Below are 21,024 nucleotides of genomic sequence, written 5' to 3'. Positions count from 1 at the left end.
TGCGTGGTCAGTGCAGCGAAGTTGCGAAGCTGGTCGTCCGCGCCGGCTCCCGCGCCGCGCGCCAGCCGAACAGCGCGATGACGAGGTAACAGGCCATCGGCACCAGAAAGGCGAGGAAGCGGCTGCCGCTCGCGTCGGCGACCTGCGCGAAGACGAGCGGCACGAGCGCGCCGCCGACGATCGCCATACAGAGCAGCCCCGACGTCGCCGACGCGGGCGCGGTCGAACGCTCGATCGTCAGCGAGAAGATCACGGGGAACATGATCGAGTTGAACAGCCCGACCGAGATCGCGAGCACCCCCGCCGCCGGCCCGCTGATCTGGCTGATCGTCAGGCAGAGCAGCGCCGCGGCGACGGCCGCCACCGCGAGCAACGGCCCCGCGGGCAGCTTGTAGAGGAGCCCCGAGCCGATAAAGCGCCCGATCATCGCGCCGAGCCAATAGAGGCTGACGAAGCTGCCCGCCTGTACCGCGCTGATCGCGAACACATCGGGCTGCTCGAGGAAATTGACCATCGCGCTGCCGATCGCCACCTCGGCGCCGACATAGAGGAAGATCGCGAGCGCGCCGGCGAGCGCCCAGGGCGACGCGAAGGCGCTCGACACGCGCGCGCCCGTCTCGACCGGCGGCGCGGCCGCGGTGATCTCGTGGCGGACGCGATACAGGAACATCGCGAGCACTGCGATCACCGCCGCGATGAAGACATAAGCGACGTCGATCCGGCCGAGCGAATAGGCGATCTTCGCCTCGGTCACCGGCCCGTCTTCGAACAATCCGCCCTGCAGCAACGTCCGCGCCGCGAGATAGGGCGCGATAACGGTGCCGAACGAATTGAACGCCTGGCTCAAGACCAGCCGGAAATGCGAGCGTTCGGGGCGGCCGAGCGACGCCGACAGCGGGTTCGCCGCGACCTGCAGCAGCGTGATCCCCGAGGCGATCACGAACAGGCCGACGAGCACGATCGCATATTCGCGCACGATCGTCGCGAAGGGCATGATCAGGCAGCCGACGATCATCGTCGCGAGCGCCACGATGATCGAGTTGGCGGCGCCGAGCCGGCCCATGATTGCCGCCGCAGGCAGCGAGACGACACCATAGGCCATGAAGAAGGCGAATTGCGTGAGGAAGCTTTCGGTATCGCTGAGCGCGAAGATCGCCTTCACCGCGGGGATCAAAATGTCGTTGACCGCGGTCACCGCACCCCAGACGAAGAAGAGCATGGTGACGTAAGCAAAGGTCCAGGCGGTGCCCGATCGGCTGGCGGTCATGCGAATTTCTCCTCGCCCGGATAGGCAAGCAACAGGTCGGCCCCGGCCTCGGCGTCGATCTGCACCGAGCCGGTAAGCGCGAGGCATTCGCCCGCCGCGAAAGCGACGCCATCGACAACGCCCTTGCCCGCAACCGGGATCAGCCAGGCGGTGACGCTATCTGGGAGGTCGATCGTGCGCGCACCGCCAGCCATCCGCTCGAGCACGAACTTCGGCCCGTCGACGAGGATATTGCGGTCGTCGGCAATGCGGCCCGGTGACGGATAGGCGGCATAGGGCTGCGGATCGGACACCGCGATGCCGTCCTCCAGATGCAGCTCGCGCGGGCGGCCATAATCATAGAGGCGGTACGTCGTCTCGCTGTTCTGCTGCACCTCGATCAGCGTCAGACCCGCGCCGATCGCGTGCACCGTGCCCGAGGGGACGTAGAAGAAATCGCCTGCCTTCACGGACTTCCAGTCGAGCAATTGCTCGATGCTGCCATCGAGCGCGGCGTCGCGCAGCGCCGCCTTGTCGACCGGCGCTTTCGTTCCCAGCGCAATCGTCGAATCGGGCGCGGCGCCCAGGATCAGCCAGCATTCGTCCTTGCCGCGCGGCAGCCCGCGTGCACGCGCCTGGTCGTCGTCCGGATGGACCTGCACCGACAGTTTTTCGCTGGTGAAGAGATATTTGATCAGGAGGTCGGGCGTGCTGTCGCCGGGCGCCTGGAACCAGATTTCGCCGACGGGCTCGCCGCCCGCGGGCGAATCGCGAAACGGCCCCCATAGCTGGTGGCGCCCCCAGGGCTTTTCCACGCGATGGGTCGCAAGCAATGTCGCCGGCACAAACCTCTCCCTGTTTCCCAGCCGCCGTTCCGGGTCTGGTTTGCAAAAACTGCCCCGGCCGGACGCCCCTCGTCAAGATAATAATGAAAATTAATTTATTTGATCGAAATCGCCGTTGTGGCATGGCTGTCGGCAATCAGGACGGGCGCCGATGCCCGATCCGTCGGAGAGAGTGGATGACAGGCAAGCACGACAGCGAAGCATTTCGGGTGCCCGGCGCACCGCAACGTCCGGGAGGGCGCGGCACGGGAGGTCGCGGTACTTTGGCCGCCGCGATCGGGACGGCGGCCCTCGCGGGTCTTCTCTTCGGATTCGATACCGCGGTGATCGCAGGGGTGACGGGTGACCTCACCCATCTCTTCGCACTCACCCCCGAAACGCTCGGCATCACCGTATCGGCCGCGCTCTGGGGCACCCTCGTCGGCGCGCTGTTCGCGGGCAAGCCCGGCGATGCGTTCGGCAGCCGCGACAGCCTGCGGATCCTCGCCGCCTTTTATTTCATCGCGGGAATCGGCTGCGCGCTGGCATCGAGCTGGCCGGCTTTCCTTATCTTCCGTTTCATGTGCGGACTCGCGATCGGCGGCTCGTCGGTGCTCGCGCCCGTCTATATCGCCGAGATCGCGCCGCCGCGGCACCGCGGTTTCCTCGTCGGCCTGTTCCAGCTGATGATCGTGACCGGCATTCTCGTCGCCTATCTCAGCAACGCAACGATCGCGGGGCTGGTCGGCGGCGACGCGGCATGGCGGTGGAAGCTGGGCGTCACCGCCGCCCCCGCCCTGCTGTTCTTCGTTCTGCTGTTCGCGATCCCCAACAGCCCGCGCTGGCTCGTCTCCAAGGGACGCCGGGACGAAGCGGGCATCGCGCTGACGCGGATCGGCACCGCGCCCGATGCCGCCGAAGCCGAACTAAGCCGCGTCGAGCAAGCGCTAGAGCGCGACCCGCCGGGCGAAAAGCTGTCGTGGCGCCGCCATCGCCGGCCGATAATGCTCGTGATCCTCGTCGCGATGTTCAACCAGCTCGCGGGTATCAACGCCGTACTCTATTATCTGAACGACATCTTCGCGCGTGCCGGGTCGCTGTCGCCCGATCGGCAGGCGGTGCTGATCGGCATCGCCAACCTGGTATTCACGCTCGTCGGTATGGCGCTGATCGACCGGATCGGGCGCAAGACGCTGCTGCTCGCGGGTGCCGCGGGCATGACCTTATGCCTCGCCGCCGCGGCCGGGGTTCTCTATGGCGCGCTCGACAACGGCCTGATGCTCCCCGCGCTCATCGGTTTCATCGCCTTTTTCGCGACGAGCCAGGGCGCGGTCATCTGGGTTTATATTTCGGAGATATTCCCGACCCCCGTCCGCGCGCGCGGCAGCGCGCTTGGCGCGAGCACGCATTGGCTGATGAACGCGCTGATCGCCGGTATCTTCCCGATGTTGGTGGCGTGGTCGCCGGGAGCGCCGTTCGCGATCTTCGCCGCCGCGATGGTCGTCCAGTTCGTCGTCGTCGCGGCGATCTTCCCCGAAACGCGGGGCGTCGACCTCGACGAGATGGCAGAGCGGATCGAGTAAAGCGTCAGCGCCCCGCCTGCATCAGGATCGATTCGGACGGCAGCACATTGTCGAGGAACGGAATGATCGCGGCGCCGATCGCCGACGCATCGTCGGCCGCCTCGGCGCGCCGCACCGGCGCCACCACGGGAAGCTTGCGCCCCGCCATCCGGGCGTTGAGCCGCTCGACGAGCGCGTCGACCAATTTGCCCGGAAGGCGTCCGCCGATGAGGATCGCGGCCGGATTGATCAGGCAATTGACCGCGATCAGCGGCTGAACCAGCACGTCGGCGGCATCGTCGAGCCATTGAACGATCACCGCTTCCTGATCCGCCGGCCCATCGATCAGCGCCTCGGGCCCGTCGACGACATGCCCCGCTGCTTCCAGCCGGGCGTAAAGCGCCGACAGCGAAACCGTGTCCTGCACATTCGCCCCCTCGCCGCGCGCCGGATCGGGCAGCGCCCAGATCTCACCCGACCGCGAATCGGCGCCGCGAACATAGCTGCGATCGATCACCAGCCCGCCACCGAGGCCCGCGCTGATCAGCAGGTAAAAGAAGCTCGGCAGCGCGATGCCGTTGCCCAGATGAACCTCGCCAAGCGCCGCCGACGCGGCATCATTGTCGGCGTGGAGCGGCCAGGGGAGCACTTCGCCGAGCAGCGCGCCCAAGTCGATATCATCCCACGCGTCATATTCGGTCGGACGGTGCGGCAGTGAAATCCGCCCGAGATCGTCGGGCAGCGCGACGCCGACGCCAAGGATGCGCCCCCGATCGACGCCGCCCTCTTCGAGTAGTCCAGGCAGGATGTCGCGGACATGATCGACGACCGTTCCGGGCAGCGCGAAGGCAATCTCGCGCGTGTGGCGGCTGCGAATCTTGCCCGCGAGGTCGAGCGTCACCAGCGTGATATGATCGCGGTCGATGTTGAGCCCGATCGAAAAGGCGCCGTCGGGATCGATCACGATCCGCATCGCGGGCTGGCCGCGCTTGCCCTGCAATCGTCCAGCCGGTTTGACGAGCCCCATGTCGATCAGCCGCTTGGTGATATTGACGATCGTCGGCGGCGTCAGCCCGGTGACGCGCGCCAGGTCGCTGCGCGTCGTTTCGTCGGTCAGGCGAATGGCCTGGAGCACGATCCGCTGGTTATAATCGCCGGCGCGCTCCAGATTGGTGCCCGAGAGGCTGAGAGTCAGCCGCGCGTCGCGCGCCTCTGGACCATTTTTCGTCGGTTGCCGCCGGTCAAGACCCGGAAGATTAAGGGCCATCGCTGGATTGTCCTTCAAACTGATCCGAATGCCCGGCGCCCCCCGCCAAACAGATTCGATTCATAAAGCATAGGCGCTTTAATAATTCGAATTTAGATAAAGCGGAGCAACGCCCTCCTGTCAATGACGGGCGCTAAGGCTGTGCAGCGATCAGGTTGAAGCGTGGTTGTCGGCTATGGGCATCCGGCCGGACGGGGCCGCAGCAAAGCGCGGCCCGCGGCGACGCCGGTCGTCCGGCCGTCGTCGACCGCCAGCGCGCCGTTGACGAACAATTTGCTGACGCCGACGCTCAGCTCGCGCGGGCGCACATAATCGGCGCGCGGGGCATATTGGTCGGGGTTGAAAACGAGTATATCGGCGAAATAGCCGGGACGCAGATAGCCGCGCCGGTCGAGCTTGTAGATGTCGGCGGTGCGCCCCGTCGACTGGCGGATGAAGGTAGCGAGGTCGATGACCTTCCGCTCGCGGACATAGCGCACATATTTTTCGGGAAAGGTCGCGAACATGCGCGGATGGCCGTCCGAGCCGTCGGACGATGTCACCATCCACGGCTGCTTCATCAGCAGGTCGACGTCGGCCTGCGCCATGTTGAACGACGCGACCGCGGTGCCGCCGCTCTTCTGTTCGCCCGCTTCGATGCTCTGCCGGATGATGCGCAGCGCGGCGTCGCGGCTGTCGAGCTTCCACGTGTCTGCTACCTGTTCGAGCGTCTGGCCGGTCCAGGGAAAGCCCTGCGCGATGAGCAGCAGCGCACTCGCGCCGCCGCGCCGGCGAAGATTCTCCTGCATCTCGCCGCGAATCCGTTCCAGCGTCGCGGGATCATCGAGCCGCTTCAGCAAGGCCGGCCCGCCGCCGTCGACCGCCCAGCGCGGCAGCAGCGACGCATCGAGGCTCGATCCCGACGCCAGCCAGGGATATTGGTCGGCGGTCACATCGACCCCCGACTTGCGCGCGGCGTCGATCGCGTCGATCACCGCGCCCGCCTGTCCATGCACATCGACGCCAAGCGCTTTCAGATGCGCGAAATGGACGGGCATTCCCGCCTGCCGCCCGATGTCGATCGCTTCCTGCACCGACCCGAGCAGGCCGATGCTGTAGCTCGATTCGTCGCGCTGGTGGGTGTCGTAGACGCCGCCGCGGCGCGCCGCCTCGCGCGCCACCTCGACGACCTCGCCCGTGGTCGAGAAGCTTTGCGGCGCATAGAAGAGGCCGGTCGACAGACCGACGGCGCCTTCGCACATGCCCTTGGCCACCAGCGCTTTCATCTGGTCGAGCTCCGCAGGGCTCGGCGCGCGCGCATCCTGACCGAGCACGCGCTGGCGGACCGGGCCGAACCCGACGAACGGAACGATATTGGTGCCGATCCCCGATGCCGCGAGCTTGCCGGCATCCTCCGCAACATCGGGCGTACCCGACCCGTCGACCCCGATCATCACGGTGGTCGCGCCCTGATTGAGCCACGCCGCATTGACGCGCACCGCCTTGTCGGGCGAACGGATGAAGCTGTCGGCATGGGTGTGCGGATCGATGAAGCCCGGTGCAACGATCATGCCCTTGGCGTCGATGACCTTGCCCGCCTTATGGCGGCCCGACTTGCCAACATAGACGATCTGGTCGCCGCGGATCGCGACATCGCCGACAAAGGGCTTGCCCTCGCCGCCGTCGTAAATCGTACCGCCGCGGATGATCACATCGACCGTCTGATCCGCCTTCGCCGCCGCTCCGCCCACGCAGAGCAGCGCTGCGGCCACCGACAGCGAACCGATCGTGCGGCGAACCGAAAGCGAAGCAAGCGGTTGGGGCATCGGCGTGATCCTTCCATGGAGCTTTTATCAGGGACGAAGATGTCTCGATTGCACGTCCCGCGTCCAGACAGCGTTGTTGCACCCCCTATAACCCGATGGCATAGAGATCAAAGCCACAACAATATCCGGCCAAAACAAGGGGCAATCGCATGCCCCGGTGTCGCAACTTCGGGATCGTAACAGGATGAACCTGCGCCAGATCGAGATATTCCACGCGGTCTTCCTGCACGGCACGGTCAGCGCCGCGGCGCGGTCGCTCAACGTGTCGCAGCCGTCGGTGACCAAGGTGCTGCGCCATGCCGAACGCTCGATCGGCCTGACCCTGTTCGAACGGTCGAAAGGGCGGCTGATCCCGACGCAGGACGCGCGCACGCTGTTCGCCGAAGTCTCCGACATTCAGGACCGGGTGCGCTCGCTGCGCCAGGCGTGCCAGAATTTGCGCCACGGGCGCGGCGGGCTGCTCCGCATTTCGGCGCTTCCCTCGCTCGGGCTCGGCGCGATACCCGAGGCCGTCGCCCGCTTCATGGGCGATCATGCGGACATCATGTTCGACCTCCAGACGCTGCATCACGACGAAATGGTGCGCAAACTCTACGAACATGAAACCGACATCGCGATCAGTTTCGAAGTGCCCTTGTCGGCGCCCGTCGCGCATCAGGTGATCGGCGAGGGCGAGCTGGTCGTCATCTATCGCGAAGGGGACATGCCCGGCGCACCGCCGCGCCTGCACCTCGACGAGCTGCGCGGGCACAAGTTCATCAGCCCGGTGCAAGGCGGCCCGATCGGACGGATGCTGTCGAGCGAGCTCAGCCGACTCGAGGTCGAGCTGGACGAGGTCGTTTCCGCTCGCACCTATTATGTCGCCGCGGCGTTGGTGGGTGCGGGGGTCGGCATGGCGATCGTCGACAATTTCACCGCGCATGCCGCGCTGCCCCCCGGGCTATCGAGCCGGCCGCTGCAACCCGCGATCACCTTCGACATCAACGCGGTCTATCTGCAGAACCGTCCGCCATCGCGAACGGCGTCGGCGTTCCTCGCGGTGCTCGCGACGGTGATCGAGGGGCTATAGCATCAAGCTATAGGATATGGGGCGCTAGATATTGGGGCGTTACGGCAGCAAGGGATAATATCGGCCTCTCATCATCTCGCAGGTTTCCCGGATCCATGATCGAAACGCCCTATCTTCTCTACCTCGGCCACTCGAGCGACCCCGCCGACATCAAGACCTCGCGCGGGCTCGCCGTGTTCCGGCCCGACATCTGTGTCGGCGAATATCGCCACGACGATTGCCCGCTGACTCTGGACCTGCCGCGGACGGATTTCGCCGCCGCGCACGCTGCCGGCGCGCGGACACTGGTGCTCGGCATCGCCAATGCGGGCGGCAAGCTGGGCGAGGATCTGATCGTCGATGCGCTCGCCGCGATGGACGCCGGGCTCGACATCGCATCGGGGCTCCACCACCGGCTGAACGCCGAACCGCGCCTGATTGCAGCCGCGGCGCAGCTCGGCCGCAAGCTCCACGATGTGCGCGACCCGCGCCCCGACATTCCGATCGGCAACGGCAAGCCGCGCGCGGGCAAAAGGCTGCTGACCGTCGGCACCGATTGTTCGGTCGGCAAGATGTACACGACGCTCTGCCTCGCCAGCGCACTCGAAAAGCGCGGCGTGGCCGCCGATTTCCGCGCGACCGGGCAGACCGGCATATTGATCGCGGGCGACGGCGTCCCGCTCGACGCCGTGGTCGCCGACTTCATTTCGGGCGCAATCGAGCAAATTTCGCCCGCGCGCAGCGACGACGGCTGGGACCTGATCGAGGGGCAGGGCTCGCTCTATCACCCCTCCTTCGCCGGGGTGTCGACGGGGCTGCTGCACGGCGCGCAGCCCGACGCGCTCGTCCTCTGCCATGACCCGGTGCGCCCGCATATGCGCGGCCTTCCGCACTATCCGCTGCCCGGCATATCTGAAACGCTGGAGGCCAATCTGCGCGTGGCGCGGCTGACCAATGCCGATGTGCAAGTGGTCGGCATCGCGCTCAACACCTCGGCGATGGCAGAGGACGACGCGCGTGCCTTGTGCGCCGCGACCGAGGCCGAGTTTGGGCTTCCTACCAGCGATCCCTATCGCTTCGGGGTCGAGGCAATCCTCGACCGGTTGCTGGACGCGCCCGCCACCGCCGAAACCGTCTGATCACCCGGCGATGAACCGCACCCTGACCGTCGCCGGCGAGATCCTGCCGCTGCACACGCCGTTTCGCATCTCGCGCGGGGTCAAGACCGCCGCCGAGGTGGTGACCGTCGCCATCGCGCAGGACGGCATCACCGGGCGCGGCGAATGCGTTCCCTACCCCCGCTATGGCGAGAATGCCGAAAGCACGATCGCCGCGATCGAAGCGGCGCGCGGCGCGATCGAACGCGGCGTGGGTCGGCAGGACCTGCTGCAGCTGATGCCCGCGGGTGCCGCGCGCAACGCAGTCGACTGCGCGCTGTGGGATCTGGAACTGCGGCTCGCGGGCAGCGATTTCGCGGCGGCGTTAGGCCTCGAACGACCGCTGCGCCCGATCGTCACCGCGATGACGGTCAGCCTCGACACGCCCGAGCGCATGGCGCTCGCCGCCGCGGCGCTCGCCGACGCGCCGCTGGTGAAGGTGAAGGTCGATCGCAGCGATCCCGCCGCGCAGCTCAGGGCCGTCCGCGCCGCGGCGCCCAAGCCGAAAATGATCGTCGATCCCAATGAAAGCTGGACCATATCGGATGTCCGCGACTTGCAGGGGCTGATGACCGATCTGCGCATCGACCTGCTCGAACAGCCGCTGCCCGCCGACGCCGACCGCGACCTCATCGGTTTCCGCTCGGCGATCCCGATTGCCGCCGACGAGGCGGTGCATGTCGCGGCCGATCTCGACAGCCTGCCCGACGGCTATGACGTCGTGAACATCAAGCTCGACAAGACCGGCGGGCTCACCGCCGCGCTCGATCTCGCGCAAGCAGCGCGCGCGCGCGGGCTCGATGTGATGACCGGCTGCATGATCAGTTCGTCGCTCTCGATCGCGCCCGCCTGGGCCATCGCGGCGACGAGCAGCTTCGTCGACCTTGACGGACCGCTCTGGCTTGCAGAGGATCGCGCGGGCGGGGTCAGCGCGGCGAACGGCATCATGGCGCCGCCGCGGCCCGGTTTCTGGGGCGGCATTTGATACGATAAAACAGGGGGACGGATGACGGGGTTTCTTCGCGGCTGGTTCGCAGTGCCGCTGTGGCAACGCGTATTGGGCGCGATGGTCGTCGGCGTGCTGCTGGGGCTCCTGTGGCCCGCCGCGACCGGTGCGATCGCCTTCGTCGGCGAATTGTTCGTCCGTGTGATCCGGATGCTCGTTGTCCCGATCGTCTTCATCAGCATCGCGTCGGGCGTCACCGCGCTCGCCGACCCGCGAAAGCTCGGCTCGGTCGGCGCGCGGACCGTCGGCCTGTTCGCGGCGACCACCTTCTGCGCGGTGTCGATCGGCATGATCGTGGGCCTGCTGCTCGAACCCGGACAGGGCGCCGCGCTCGGCAGCGCCGTCCCGCATGCGCTGGGTGAGGCCAAGTCGCTGCACGATCAGCTGATCGGCATCGTACCCGTCAATATCGTCGAGGCGCTGGTCGAGGGCGACATGCTCGCGATCATCTTCTTTTCCATGCTTTTCGGCTTCGGCGTCATCCTCGCCGGCGAAGCGGGGCGCCCGATGGCCGACCTGCTGCAATCGGCGGGACAGGTGCTGTTCCAGCTGGTGCGGATCGTCATGGAAATCACCCCCTTCGGCGTGCTCGCGCTGATCGCGAAAGCGGTCGCCGACAATGGCGTCGCGGTGTTCGCAAACATCGGCTGGCTGGCAGTCGGGGTCGCGGCGGGAGTCATCCTGCAGATATTGCTCGTCCACCTGCCGCTGATCGCCTTTGTCGTGAGGCGGCCGGTGCTCCGTTTCTATCGCACGATTATCGACGCGCTGGCGGTCGCCTTTTCGACCGCCTCCTCGGCCGCGACCCTCCCCGTCGCGCTGCGCATCGCGCTCGAGGATCTGCGTATCGCCCCCGGGGTCGCCAAGACCGTGCTCCCGATCGGCGCGAGCATCGGCAAGGACGGCACCGCGATGTATGTCGGGCTGCTCAGCATCTTTGCGCTGCAGGCGGTCGGGGTCGAACCCGACCTGCCGATGCTGGCCATCGTCCTGCTCACCGGCGCGCTCGCCGCGTTTGGCACGGCGCCGATCCCGTCGGCATCGCTCTTCATGCTCGCCGCCGTCCTCTCCGCAGCCGGAGTTTCGCCCGAACAGACCGCGCTCGTCGTCGGCTTCGTCCTGCCCTTTGACCGGCTGCTCGACATGACGCGCACCGTCGCAAGCGCGAGTGCGAACCTCACGGTCACCAGCGTCGTCGCGCGCTGGGAAAAAGCCGTCGAGCCGGAGGAAAAGGCGTGACCACAGCGGCGGCCGAGGCCGTGGCGGGGGTCCTCGCAGGCGATCTGCCCGCCAAGCCATCGGCACGGCGCCTGCTCGGCCTCTACCTGCTGCTCGGCTTTTCGGCGGGGCTGCCTTTCTACATGTTCAACGCGGTGCTGACGCTGCGCCTCGCGCGGCACGGCGTCGATATCGTCATCATCGGCTTCTTCGCGTGGATCGCGCTGCTGCCGACGTTCAAATTCGCCTGGGCGCCGCTGATCGAGCGCTACGACGTGCCGGGCTTCGCGCGCTTCTGGGGGCGGCGGCGCGGGTGGATCATGTTGTCGCAGCTCGGTATTTTCCTCTCGATGGTCGCGATGGCCTTCACCTCGAGCGACAAGAGCCTGCCGCTCACCGCGCTGTTCGCGGTCCTGCTCGCCTTCTGGACGACGACATTGGAGGTCGCCGCCGACGGCTGGCGCATCGAGCTTGCGCCGACGCAGGCCGAACAGGCGCCGATCGTCGCCGCGAACCTGTGGGGTTATCGCAGCGCGATGGTCGCGGCGGGGAGCGGCGCGATCCTTGTCGCGGCGTGGGCCGACTGGACCTGGGCCTATCTGGTGATCGCTGTCGCCGCCTTCCTGCCCTTCCCGATCCTCGCGGCGATGCGGCCCGAACGCGAAGGCACCGGGGGCCGGGGGCAGGCGCTCGTTGCGGGCACGCTCGCCAGCCTGTTCGTCATACTTGCCGCGACGCTCGTCACCGCTGTGGTCGGCTGGGCGCTGCTCTCGGCGGTCCAAGGTGCGGGCATTTCGGCGAAGACCAATGTCACGCCGGTCGTGCTGGCGGTCGCCTTGCTGCCCTTCGTCGCGCTGGCGCTCGCGCTGCCACGCATTCGCCGCTTGCCCGCCTATGCCCTTTCGAACGTTTCCACCTTCGCCGCGCCTTATGTCGAGCTGTTCTGGCGTTACGGCACGCCCGTGCTCGCGGTGCTCGCCTTCGTCTCGCTCTATCGCATGGGCGACGTACTCACGCTGACGCTCTCGCACCCGCTGTGGAACGACAAGGGTTACAGCCTGCACCAGATCGGCATTGCCGATGGCGTCGTCGCGCTGTCCGCAAGCATGCTCGGCGTCGCACTCGGCGGCTTTCTGTCGACGCGGCTGTCGCTCGGCTGGACGCTCGGGATCGGCGCGGTGACCGCGGCGGCGGGCAACTGGATCTATGTCTGGCTGTGGCACAGCGAGCCGTCGGCCTTTGTCCTCTATACCTCGGTCGCGGTCGACCAGTTCGGCAACGGGTTCGCGGGGGCGGTGTTCGTCGTTTACCTGTCGATGCTGGTCAGCCCGACCTATCCGGGCGCGCAATATGCGCTGCTTTCGGGCTTCGCCTTCCTGCTGCCGCGCCTGCTCGCGGGCGCGTCGGGCTCGATGCAGACGCAGATCGGCTATGACGGTTTCTTCCTGCTTTCGGGCGCGCTGAGCTTTGCCGCGATCTTCCTGCTACCCATCATCGTGCGGGTGAAGGGCCGCGTGCCGACATGACGATCGAGGCGATTTGCGAAACGGCATTCGCGCCCGCGCTCGAAGCGGTCGAAAGCGGCCGCATTCCCGGCGCGGCGCTGGGGATCGTGTCCGCCGACGGCGAGCGCGCGGTGCACTTCGCCGGAATGGCCGCCCTCGTCCCCGAACGCGAGGTGCTGACGCGCAATCACTGGTTCGATCTCGCGTCGCTCAGCAAGGTGATCGCGACGACCATAATGATCCTGAGGCTCGCGGAAGACGGCCGCCTCGACCTCGACCGGCCGCTGACCGACGCGATCCCCGATCTCCGCCAATATGACGTCGCGGGCGCTGCCGAACGCCGGCTGACCTTTCGCGACTGCCTGATGCACAGAACCTTCCTGCCCGCGGTCGAGCCCATATACACCTATGGCGACGATCCGGCGCGGCTGCGCGCCTTTGTCCTGCAGCGCGAATGGCGCCACGGGCCGCCGGTCTATTCGGACATCAATTTCATCCTGCTCGGCATCGCGATCGAGCGCATCACGGGCGCGCCGCTCTCGGACTGGCCGCTCGGCGAGGGACTCGGCTTCGGCCCGCCGCCCGGTCCGGCGGTCGCGACGGAAAATTGCAGCTGGCGCGGGCGCGTGATGAAGGGCGAGGTCCACGACGAAAATGCCTTCGCCCTCGGCGGCGCGCCGGGGCATGCGGGGCTGTTCGGCACGGTCGATGGCGTATTGGGTTTTGCGCGCGCGATGCTTGATGGCTCGATGCTGTCGCCCGCGATGATGGACGAAGTCCGCACCGCGGACGAACGCCATCGCACCTCGGGCTGGGAACGCGCCTTTGCCGGATGGCACGGCGGCGATGCCTGTTCGACCGAGACGATCGGCCATACCGGTTTCACCGGCACCGGGCTGTGGATCGATTTCGAGCGCGGCCTTGCGTGGACCTTGCTCACCAACCGGGTCCATCCGACCCGCCACGCCGACAGCGGCATTACCACCCTGCGCCCCGCGGTGGGCGAGCGGGTCATTTCAGCCTGGGACAAACGAAACTGATATGACGACATCGATTGGACGCTTCGCACTCGCCTCTGCGCTCGCGCTTTCGCTGACCGCGGCGCACGCCCAGACGAACCCGGCGCCCGCGCCGCTGCTGACAACGGTCGAACAGAAGCTGGCCGAGGGACCCGCGGGGTCGCGCTTCGGCCTGCTCGTCACCACGCTCGACGGCGAAATACTGCTGTCGATCGCCCCCGATCAGCGCTTCATCCCCGCATCGAACACCAAGATGTTCACGACCGCGATCGCCTATGCCGAGCTGCCTTTGCTCCAGCGCACCGCAAAGGGCACCGGGGTGCGGCTCGAAACGCGCGCCGACGGCAAGGTCGACGTCGTGCTGCACGGCCGCGGCGATGCGCTGCTGTCGAGCGCCAATGACTGCAAGGTCGATTGCCTGCAGACGCTCGCCGACGCGGTCGCGGCGAAGACGCGCCACGTCCGCAACATCATCGGCGACGACAGCTGGTTCCCCGATGAGCGCTGGGGCCCCGGGATGAGCTGGAACAATATCCAGTCGCGTTACGGCACCGGCACGTCGGCGCTGACGCTCGACGACAATGAGCTGGTGGTGAAGCTGGCGCCGGGCGCGGTCGGCGCCCCGCCGGGCGTGCAGGCATCGGGCTATTATATCATCGAAAATCGGGTCACGACCGTCGCGGGCAAGGAAGAGGCGATCGAGGCCGACCGCATGCCGAACAGCCGTGTCCTTCGCCTGACGGGCACCGTCGGTGCGGAGGTCGCGCCCCTGACGCTGCGTTATGGCATTGACGATCCGGCGCACCATGCGGCGTGGCGCTTTGGCGAACTGCTGCGAGCGCGCGGGGTGCGGGTGGATGGTGATATCACAGCGCGCCACCGGCGGCTGACGCCCGCCGACGATCCCGAGAACCGCAAGGGTGCGCCGGCCACCCTACCCGCCGAACCCGCGATGCTTGCCGAATTGCCTGCGCCGTCGCTCGCCGAAAATATGGTGCGGATCAACAAGGAGAGCCAGAATCTCCACACCGAACTGATGCTGCGCCGCGTCGCGCGGCAGGCAGGCAGCGGCTCGATCGCCGACGGACAGGCGGTGATGCGCCGGGTGATGACGCAGGCGGGGCTGCCCGCGACGGGTTATCACTTCGCCGACGGGTCGGGCATGTCGAGCTATAACCGCATCACGCCGCGCGCCGCCGTCGGCTTGCTGAGCTGGATCGCGCGCCAGCCGTGGAGCATGGCGTGGCGGGGCACGCTGCCGATCGCGGGGCGCGATGGCACGCTGCAGAGCCGTTTCAAGGGCACGATCCTTGAGGGTAAGCTGTTCGCCAAGACCGGATCGCTCAACGCATCGCGCGCGCTGTCGGGTTATCTGACGACGCGCAGCGGCAAGACGCTGATCTTCTCGGCGCTGGCGAACGACATGCCCGAGGATACCGATGCGCAGGCCACCGCCGCGGTCGACCGCGCGCTCGTGGCGATTGCCGAAGCGCTTTAAGCGGGCGTCAACGTCAGCCGCCCCACGGCATGCCGGTCGACCGCCCCCTTGCTGAACCACAAGGGCTGCATCGCCCCCGCCAGCCAGAAAGGATAAAAGTCGCGGTAGCGCGGCGAGCGCGGGTCGGCGGATTGCCCGGGAAGCAGCAGGAAGCGGCTGTTGTCCCACGCGCCTACGTCGGCGACGAACAGATAGCTCGCGCCGTGCGACACGTTGAAACCGCGCTTGGGGTTGAAGCCGCGCGCCATCGGTGTCGTCCCGTCGCCGCCCGAGCGCCCACCCTCGATCCGAGGAAAAGCAGCGGCGATCGCCGGGTTCGATGCCAGCGGATGCGCGATCGTCACGCGGTGCAGATCGCCCCACCGCCAGCGCGCCGGATCGGGGCCGCCGAGTTCGACCCCCTTTGTCCATCCGGCCGCCAGCGCGCCGTCGACCAGCGCGTCGCGCGCCGCGGCGGGATCGGCGCCCAGCCTTTTGTCGGGCGCGGCGAGGAGGCGCAGCATTTCCGACAGATTGACCGACGCGATCAGGTCGCGCGCGCCCGCGGGCACGATCCGGTCGTAAAAGGCCGTCGATAGCGCCGGCATCACCATTTCATACAGCAGCGCCGCCGCGCTATCCGCCTCGATCCCGCAATCCCATCGCCGGAGCAAGGCGGCCGCGGGGGCGGCCGCCGCCGTGGGGTTGGCGGGAAGCAGCTTCAGCAGCGCGCGCGCGGGTAGCGACTGGACGTCGTGCTGGAGGGCGATGCTGTCCTCGATCCGGTGCTTCGGCTGGCTGCGCAGCACCTCGGCGACGCGATCGTAGCGGAAGGGGTCGCTCCAGCTGAAGCTGATGATCCGCTCGCGATACGGATAGCCCGCGGGCAGGTTCATCTGGTTGGCCGAAGCGAACCAGCCCTCGCGCGGGTTATAGACATGGGGCATATCCTCGACGGGCAAGATGCCCGTCCAGTCGAAAGCGCCATCGCCCGGCGCGGGAAACAGCCCGTCATGCTTCGGCCGACGCGGGGTGAAACCGATCGTCTGCCAGCCCGTGTTGCCGTCGATGTCGGCATAGTGGAGGTTCGTCGGCGATACGTGCAGCTTGAACGCCTGCCGCAGCGATGCCCAGTCTTTCGACAGATTGATCGCGATGATCGCGAAACGCTGGTTGGCGCCGGGCAACATGCTGACCGTGGCGAACGCGACCGCGCGATTGCGCGCGGCGTCCTGTGACACGATCGGGCGGCCCGCGGCATAGCGCAGCGTCACGCGTTCGCTCGGCGCGCCTTTGACCAATATCTCGTCTGCGAAGGTCTCGAACGCCTTCCACTTGCCCTTGTGCCAATAGCGGCCGGGGTCGCCCTCCTTGGTGCGCAGGACGAACAGGTCGGTCTGGTCGATGTGGAAGTTCGTGCGGCCAAAGGCGAAGCGGTCGGTATGCCCCTGCATGATGCCGGGCAGCCCCGGCGCGCCCGCGCCGATGACGTCGAGCCCCGGCGCCGACAGATGGCACATATGCCGCGGGCTGGCGCGGCCGATGCCGAGGTGCGGATCGTTGGCGAGGATCGGCCGTCCGGTGGCGCTGCGCGACGGCGAAACGGTCCACGCATTGCTGCCCAGCGCGAAGCGATCAGTCCAACGTTGTTCGGGGTCGAGCGATGCTTCCTGCACCGGATCGAAATCCATCGGGCGGTTTGCAGGATCGAGGACGCCGAGGTCGGCATCGCTCACTGCCGCGACATCGAGCCCTTTGGGCACGGTGAAGGACCAGGCGGGGCGCAGCGGCACCATCAGCTGATCGGCATCGAGCAGACCGCGCGCCTGAAGCTGTGCGCGGCGCACCTCGTCGTCGGCGTCGCCCATGCCGATGCCGCGATTGCGAACGAGATCCGCCATCTCCCAGCGCAGCGGGCTGATCCCGAGAATGCCATATTCGAGCGGCAGCTGCGCCGGATCGGCGGCGAGTTCCGCGATCCGGGCGTTGACGCCGGCGACATAACCGCGCGCGCATTCGAGCACGTCCGCCGGCAGCGCCGCGAGTTCGGCATCGATGTCGCCGCGATAGAGAAAGAGCCGCGCCGCCTTGTCGGCGGCGACGAAACGCGGTCCGAAGGCCTCGGCCATCCGCCCCATGTCGCGGCGATGTTCCATGTCGATCTGGAACAGCCGGTCGCGCGCGACGAGATAGCCTTGCCCGAAAAAGGCATCGTGCAGCGAGGCCGCGCGGACATGCGGCACCCCCAGCTCGTCTTCGACCACCTCGACCGGCGCGCGCGCGCCGGACAGGCTGATCGTTTGCGCGGCGCCCTTGATCCGGGGTTTCGCGAAAAGGCTTCCCGGCACCGCGACAAGCGCGACCGAAGCCAGCAGAAACGCGCGGCGCTGGATCAACAGGCCCTCCCCGATCAGATATGAAAATGACGAAACGCGACCCTATCGCAGCATCGCACCGCAGGGCCATAGCAAGCGGGCTGCGTCCTATAACTGCAAGCTATTCAGCGGCGCCATATCTTCGGGCTATATGTCCATATCGCCAGGTTAGTGGCCAAGCTGTTGACCCCCCGCAACCACCCTGTAACCTCGTTGTCACGAAATCGGCTGTCTGCGCGCTTCGGCTGCGACGATGGCCGGACCGTATAACGAACATCACGAAATATAAGAAGGCGGGCCAAGCATCCGCCAAATGGTCAGGTGGGACAAATAGGGCAGCCAGCCCGGCACCGCGCCGGGGCACGCCTCGGGCGGCGTGCGGCTCGGCTCTGGGTAAAAAGGGGACTGCTGATATGCGTAATTTTGAACATATTCGTCGACCGCTCGGCCGCAAGGGCCGCCTCGGCGTGGCCATGACCGCCATCGCGCTGGTCCATAGCGCCCCGGCGTTGGCGCAGGAGGCGACCGCCGCCCCGGACAGCGTCGAAGCGGCGCCCGTCGACCAGATCGTCGTCACCGGCTCGCGCGTCACGCGCGACGGCTTCGAGGCGCCGACGCCGGTGATGGTGCTGACGCAGGAAGATATCCAGAACAGCTCGCCGACCAACAACATCGCGGACTTCGTCAACCAGATGCCGGCACTCGCGGCATCGATCCGTCCGTCGAACTCGCGCCTTGAGCTCAGTAACGGCATCGCCGGCATCAATGCGCTCAACCTGCGCAGCCTGGGCACCGTACGTACGCTCGTGCTGATCGACGGGCGGCGGTCCGTGGGTTCGACCGCCAGCGGCGTGGTCGACATCAACACGATCCCACAGTCACTGGTGGAACGCGTCGAAGTGGTCACGGGCGGTGCCTCGGCCGCCTATGGCTCCGACGCGGTTGCGGGGGTGACCAACTTCATCCTGAACAAAGACTTCAGCGGGCTGAAGCTATCCGGCGATGTCGGAGTGACCGATGAGGGCGACGGCTTCAACTATTCGGCGAGCATTGCCGCCGGCTTGAAGTTCGCCGATGGCCGTGGCCGCCTGATCGTGGCGGGCGAGATCGCCCACTCGGACGGCATCTTCCAAGTCGATCGCGACTGGAACCACACCGGCTTCGTGCGGATCCAGAACCCGGCCTGGACGGCCAACAGCACCGTGCCCCGGTATCTGCTCCGGACCCAGGTCGGCGCGGCGAACTCGACGCCGGGCGGCCTTATCACGGGCAGCATGATCCCGAACCCTGCCGGTGGAACCCCTGCCAACGTGGCATCTTCACGGCTGTGCGGGACCTATTTCGGCGGGGGTGGGTCGATCAACCAGTACCAGTACGGCGCCTTGACCTTTCCTTCGCCCGCCTGCTCGTCCACTCCGTCGTTGACGCAAGGCGGCGACTGGCAGGTCAATGATTCGGGCCGCCGCATCGGCCTCAGCCCCGAAGAAGACCGCTATGGCCTCTTCGGCCGGCTGAGCTTCGAGGTCAGCGACGGGGTCACGCTTTTCGCCGAAGCATCGTACAATCGGCAGGAAACACTGTTCAACGCGGGTCCGAACCTGATGACCGGCCTTAGCTTGGACGCGAGAGGCTGCGGCACGGCGGCGACCGCGGCGGCCGCCCCGACGACGTGCAACGCATTCCTCTATAATGCGCTCGGACCGACAGCGCTGGCGGGCCTGACCAGCGCCACGCTGGCGACGACCGCCGTCGACTTGCCCGGCCGCGGCTCGAACAACGAGCGCAAGGTGCAGCGCTATTTGATCGGCGCCGAGGGTGATTTCGAGGCTTTCGGAAAACCGGCGGGCTGGGACGTCTATGCCCAGTACGGCCGCGCCGAGTTGCACGAGCAACTGACCGATATCCAGCAAACGGTGCGGAGAAACAACGCGCTCGCCGCCGTGTTCGCGCCGGCCGGCAACCCGCGCGGTCTTCCGGTCGGTTCGATCCAGTGCCTGATCAACGTCAACGCCAGCGCGGCGGACGACGATCCCAACTGCCGCCCGCTCAACCTGCTGGGCATCGGCGTCGCCGATCCGGCGGCGGTCGATTATGTCCTCGGCGATCCGTTCCGCGATCAGACGCTCGAACAGACCGTGATTGGCGCCAACCTGTCGCTCACGCCTTTCGCGACCTGGGCGGGCGACGTCAGCATCGCGGTCGGCGCCGAGTACCGCAAGGAGGAGATCGACGGGTCCGTGCCCGCCGAGTTCCAACCCGTCTTCAACCCAGCCACCGGCGCATCGACCAGCAATTGGTCGGTCGGCAACTACCGCCCCAGCAAGGGCAGCTACGACGTCAAGGAGGCCTACCTCGAAACGGTCGTGCCGTTGGGCTTTGGACTCGAGTTCAACGGGGCGGTGCGCGCCACCGATTATTCGACCTCGGGCTATGTCACGACATGGAAGCTGGGTGCGACCTGGCAGCCCATCGACGACATTCGACTGCGCGCCACGCGCTCGCGCGACATTCGCGCGCCCAACCTTAACGAGCTGTTCCAGGCGGGTACCGCCAACACCTCCACCGTCACCAACCCGTTCTTCCCGGGAGTGGGGCCGGGGACCGGCACTTATGGCTCCAGCCTCTCCTACCTGGGCACGATCACGGGCAATCTGGATCTGAGACCGGAGAAGGCGGATTCGTGGAACGTCGGCGCGGTGTTCTCGCCCCGCTTCATTCCGGGTTTCAGCGTGTCGGCCGACTATTTTGACATCAAGGTGAAACAAGCGATCGACAGCCTCAGCGCGGACGACATCGTCAACCGCTGTTTCGAGGGGCTGGCGGACTTCTGCGCGGCGATCACGCCCGACCCCGCCAATCCCTCGCGCGTCCTGATCAGCCGCCAGCCGGTCAATTTCTCCAGCCTCGTCATGCGCGGCGTCGATCTGGAAGCGTCGTATCGGATGCCCCTCGCCGGGGGCAATTTCACCCTGCGCGGCCTGGCGACGCGCTATATCGACAACATCGTCACAACAGGGGTGCCCGGCTTCGTGCCGCTCAACTCCGTCGGGACGCTGGGTGTCGGCACCGGCACGCAATCGATCACGCCGAAGTGGATCTACCGCTTCACCGCGAGCTACGACACCGACGATTTCTCGCTGACCGCGACGGCGCGAGGCGTGAGCGACGGCAGGTACGATGCCACCGGCATCGAGTGTGGGACCAGCTGCCCGATCTCGACCAACCAGTTCCCGACCTACGAGGACAACAGCATCGACGGCGCGACTTACGTCGACCTCAACGCGACGTTCAAGTTCGACGCGATGGCCAAGGGCGACGCCGAATTCTTCGTCAACGTCACCAATGTGTTCGACGCCGACCCGATCCTGCTGCCCGAAACCGGCCTCGCCGCGAACAGCACCTATTCGGACCTGCTTGGCCGCAGCTTCCGCGTGGGCGTGCGCTTCAGGATGAAGTGACACGGGACGAACGAAAGAAAAAGGGAGGGCACCGGTGGCCCTCCCTTTTTTGTTGAG

Annotated in this window: 14 protein-coding genes; 9 read left to right on the top strand and 5 right to left on the bottom strand. The window is 66.9% G+C overall.

Translation table 11 applies throughout. The features are described from left to right. Positions 1-7 precede the first annotated feature (7 nt). Together ACTJI5_RS20905 and ACTJI5_RS20900 are read right to left on the bottom strand one after the other, a co-directional pair. Positions 8-1,267, bottom strand: a complete 1,260-nt coding sequence (locus tag ACTJI5_RS20905; RefSeq protein ID WP_440861657.1) for a sugar MFS transporter — start codon at positions 1,265-1,267, stop codon at positions 8-10. Further along, positions 1,264-2,091: a class I mannose-6-phosphate isomerase gene (locus ACTJI5_RS20900; protein WP_440861656.1), complete on the bottom strand. Its 828-nt coding sequence runs from the start codon at positions 2,089-2,091 to the stop codon at positions 1,264-1,266. The genes ACTJI5_RS20905 and ACTJI5_RS20900 overlap by 4 nt, the downstream gene beginning before the upstream one ends. A gap of 263 nt (positions 2,092-2,354) precedes the next feature. On the opposite strand from ACTJI5_RS20900, the gene ACTJI5_RS20895 reads away from it, so the two are divergent. After that, entirely contained in the window at positions 2,355-3,653 is a 1,299-nt protein-coding gene (locus ACTJI5_RS20895) for a sugar porter family MFS transporter (protein ID WP_440861655.1), read from the top strand. Between the two features lie 4 nt (positions 3,654-3,657). Here ACTJI5_RS20895 and ACTJI5_RS20890 read toward each other — a convergent pair whose 3' ends face one another. Both ACTJI5_RS20890 and ACTJI5_RS20885 read right to left on the bottom strand, forming a co-directional pair. Next, positions 3,658-4,899, bottom strand: a complete 1,242-nt coding sequence (locus ACTJI5_RS20890; RefSeq protein ID WP_440861654.1) for an ROK family transcriptional regulator — start codon at positions 4,897-4,899, stop codon at positions 3,658-3,660. A gap of 173 nt (positions 4,900-5,072) precedes the next feature. Then, positions 5,073-6,704: an N-acyl-D-amino-acid deacylase family protein gene (locus ACTJI5_RS20885; protein ID WP_440861653.1), complete on the bottom strand. Its 1,632-nt coding sequence runs from the start codon at positions 6,702-6,704 to the stop codon at positions 5,073-5,075. Between the two features lie 184 nt (positions 6,705-6,888). Between ACTJI5_RS20885 and ACTJI5_RS20880 the strand changes: the two genes are divergently transcribed. The 7 genes from ACTJI5_RS20880 to dacB all read left to right on the top strand — a co-directional run bounded on the left by ACTJI5_RS20880 (position 6,889) and on the right by dacB (position 15,155). After that, positions 6,889-7,773: a LysR family transcriptional regulator gene (locus tag ACTJI5_RS20880; protein WP_440861652.1), complete on the top strand. Its 885-nt coding sequence runs from the start codon at positions 6,889-6,891 to the stop codon at positions 7,771-7,773. 95 nt (positions 7,774-7,868) lie between these two features. After that, on the top strand, positions 7,869-8,891 hold the full coding sequence (gene dgcN / locus ACTJI5_RS20875) for an N-acetyltransferase DgcN (protein ID WP_440861651.1): 1,023 nt from the start codon (positions 7,869-7,871) through the stop codon (positions 8,889-8,891). Between the two features lie 10 nt (positions 8,892-8,901). After that, positions 8,902-9,894 (top strand): N-acetyl-D-Glu racemase DgcA, encoded by a 993-nt coding sequence (gene dgcA / locus ACTJI5_RS20870; RefSeq protein ID WP_440861650.1) that lies wholly within the window; start codon positions 8,902-8,904, stop codon positions 9,892-9,894. 21 nt (positions 9,895-9,915) lie between these two features. Next, positions 9,916-11,154: a dicarboxylate/amino acid:cation symporter gene (locus ACTJI5_RS20865; RefSeq protein ID WP_440861649.1), complete on the top strand. Its 1,239-nt coding sequence runs from the start codon at positions 9,916-9,918 to the stop codon at positions 11,152-11,154. Further along, positions 11,151-12,659, top strand: coding sequence for a permease (locus ACTJI5_RS20860; protein WP_440861648.1), 1,509 nt, complete (start codon positions 11,151-11,153; stop codon positions 12,657-12,659). The genes ACTJI5_RS20865 and ACTJI5_RS20860 overlap by 4 nt, the downstream gene beginning before the upstream one ends. Next, positions 12,656-13,678, top strand: coding sequence for a serine hydrolase domain-containing protein (locus tag ACTJI5_RS20855; RefSeq protein ID WP_440861647.1), 1,023 nt, complete (start codon positions 12,656-12,658; stop codon positions 13,676-13,678). The genes ACTJI5_RS20860 and ACTJI5_RS20855 overlap by 4 nt, the downstream gene beginning before the upstream one ends. 1 nt (position 13,679) lies before the next feature. Then, positions 13,680-15,155 (top strand): D-alanyl-D-alanine carboxypeptidase/D-alanyl-D-alanine endopeptidase, encoded by a 1,476-nt coding sequence (gene dacB, locus ACTJI5_RS20850; protein ID WP_440861646.1) that lies wholly within the window; start codon positions 13,680-13,682, stop codon positions 15,153-15,155. Here the strand turns inward: dacB and ACTJI5_RS20845 are convergent. Further along, positions 15,152-17,530 carry a penicillin acylase family protein gene (locus tag ACTJI5_RS20845; RefSeq protein ID WP_440861645.1) on the bottom strand — a complete coding sequence of 793 codons (2,379 nt, stop codon included), beginning with the start codon at positions 17,528-17,530 and terminating at the stop codon, positions 15,152-15,154. The two genes, dacB and ACTJI5_RS20845, sit on opposite strands and share 4 nt — an antisense overlap. 452 nt (positions 17,531-17,982) lie before the next feature. Between ACTJI5_RS20845 and ACTJI5_RS20840 the strand changes: the two genes are divergently transcribed. Next, the gene (locus ACTJI5_RS20840) at positions 17,983-20,967 is read left to right on the top strand and encodes a TonB-dependent receptor plug domain-containing protein (protein WP_440861644.1); all 2,985 of its coding nucleotides are present in this window, start codon (positions 17,983-17,985) and stop codon (positions 20,965-20,967) included. Positions 20,968-21,024 lie beyond the last annotated feature (57 nt).

This window comes from Sphingopyxis sp. 22461, assembly GCF_052044915.1.
In the GTDB taxonomy this organism is placed as follows: Bacteria; Pseudomonadota; Alphaproteobacteria; order Sphingomonadales; family Sphingomonadaceae; genus Sphingopyxis.
Note: the sequence above shows the minus strand (reverse complement) of the source record. Positions and strands in the feature narration are given on the sequence as shown.

Excerpts from the sequence above, each read along its gene's own strand:
- ACTJI5_RS20905 (WP_440861657.1), bottom strand. The coding sequence starts at position 1,267 with ATGACCGCCAGCCGATCGGGCACCGCCTGGACCTTTGCTTACGTCACC.
- ACTJI5_RS20890 (WP_440861654.1), bottom strand. The coding sequence starts at position 4,899 with ATGGCCCTTAATCTTCCGGGTCTTGACCGGCGGCAACCGACGAAAAAT.
- ACTJI5_RS20885 (WP_440861653.1), bottom strand. The coding sequence starts at position 6,704 with ATGCCCCAACCGCTTGCTTCGCTTTCGGTTCGCCGCACGATCGGTTCG.
- ACTJI5_RS20880 (WP_440861652.1), top strand. The coding sequence starts at position 6,889 with ATGAACCTGCGCCAGATCGAGATATTCCACGCGGTCTTCCTGCACGGC.
- dgcN (WP_440861651.1), top strand. The coding sequence starts at position 7,869 with ATGATCGAAACGCCCTATCTTCTCTACCTCGGCCACTCGAGCGACCCC.
- dgcA (WP_440861650.1), top strand. The coding sequence starts at position 8,902 with ATGAACCGCACCCTGACCGTCGCCGGCGAGATCCTGCCGCTGCACACG.
- ACTJI5_RS20865 (WP_440861649.1), top strand. The coding sequence starts at position 9,916 with ATGACGGGGTTTCTTCGCGGCTGGTTCGCAGTGCCGCTGTGGCAACGC.
- ACTJI5_RS20855 (WP_440861647.1), top strand. The coding sequence starts at position 12,656 with ATGACGATCGAGGCGATTTGCGAAACGGCATTCGCGCCCGCGCTCGAA.
- dacB (WP_440861646.1), top strand. The coding sequence starts at position 13,680 with ATGACGACATCGATTGGACGCTTCGCACTCGCCTCTGCGCTCGCGCTT.
- ACTJI5_RS20840 (WP_440861644.1), top strand. The coding sequence starts at position 17,983 with ATGACCGCCATCGCGCTGGTCCATAGCGCCCCGGCGTTGGCGCAGGAG.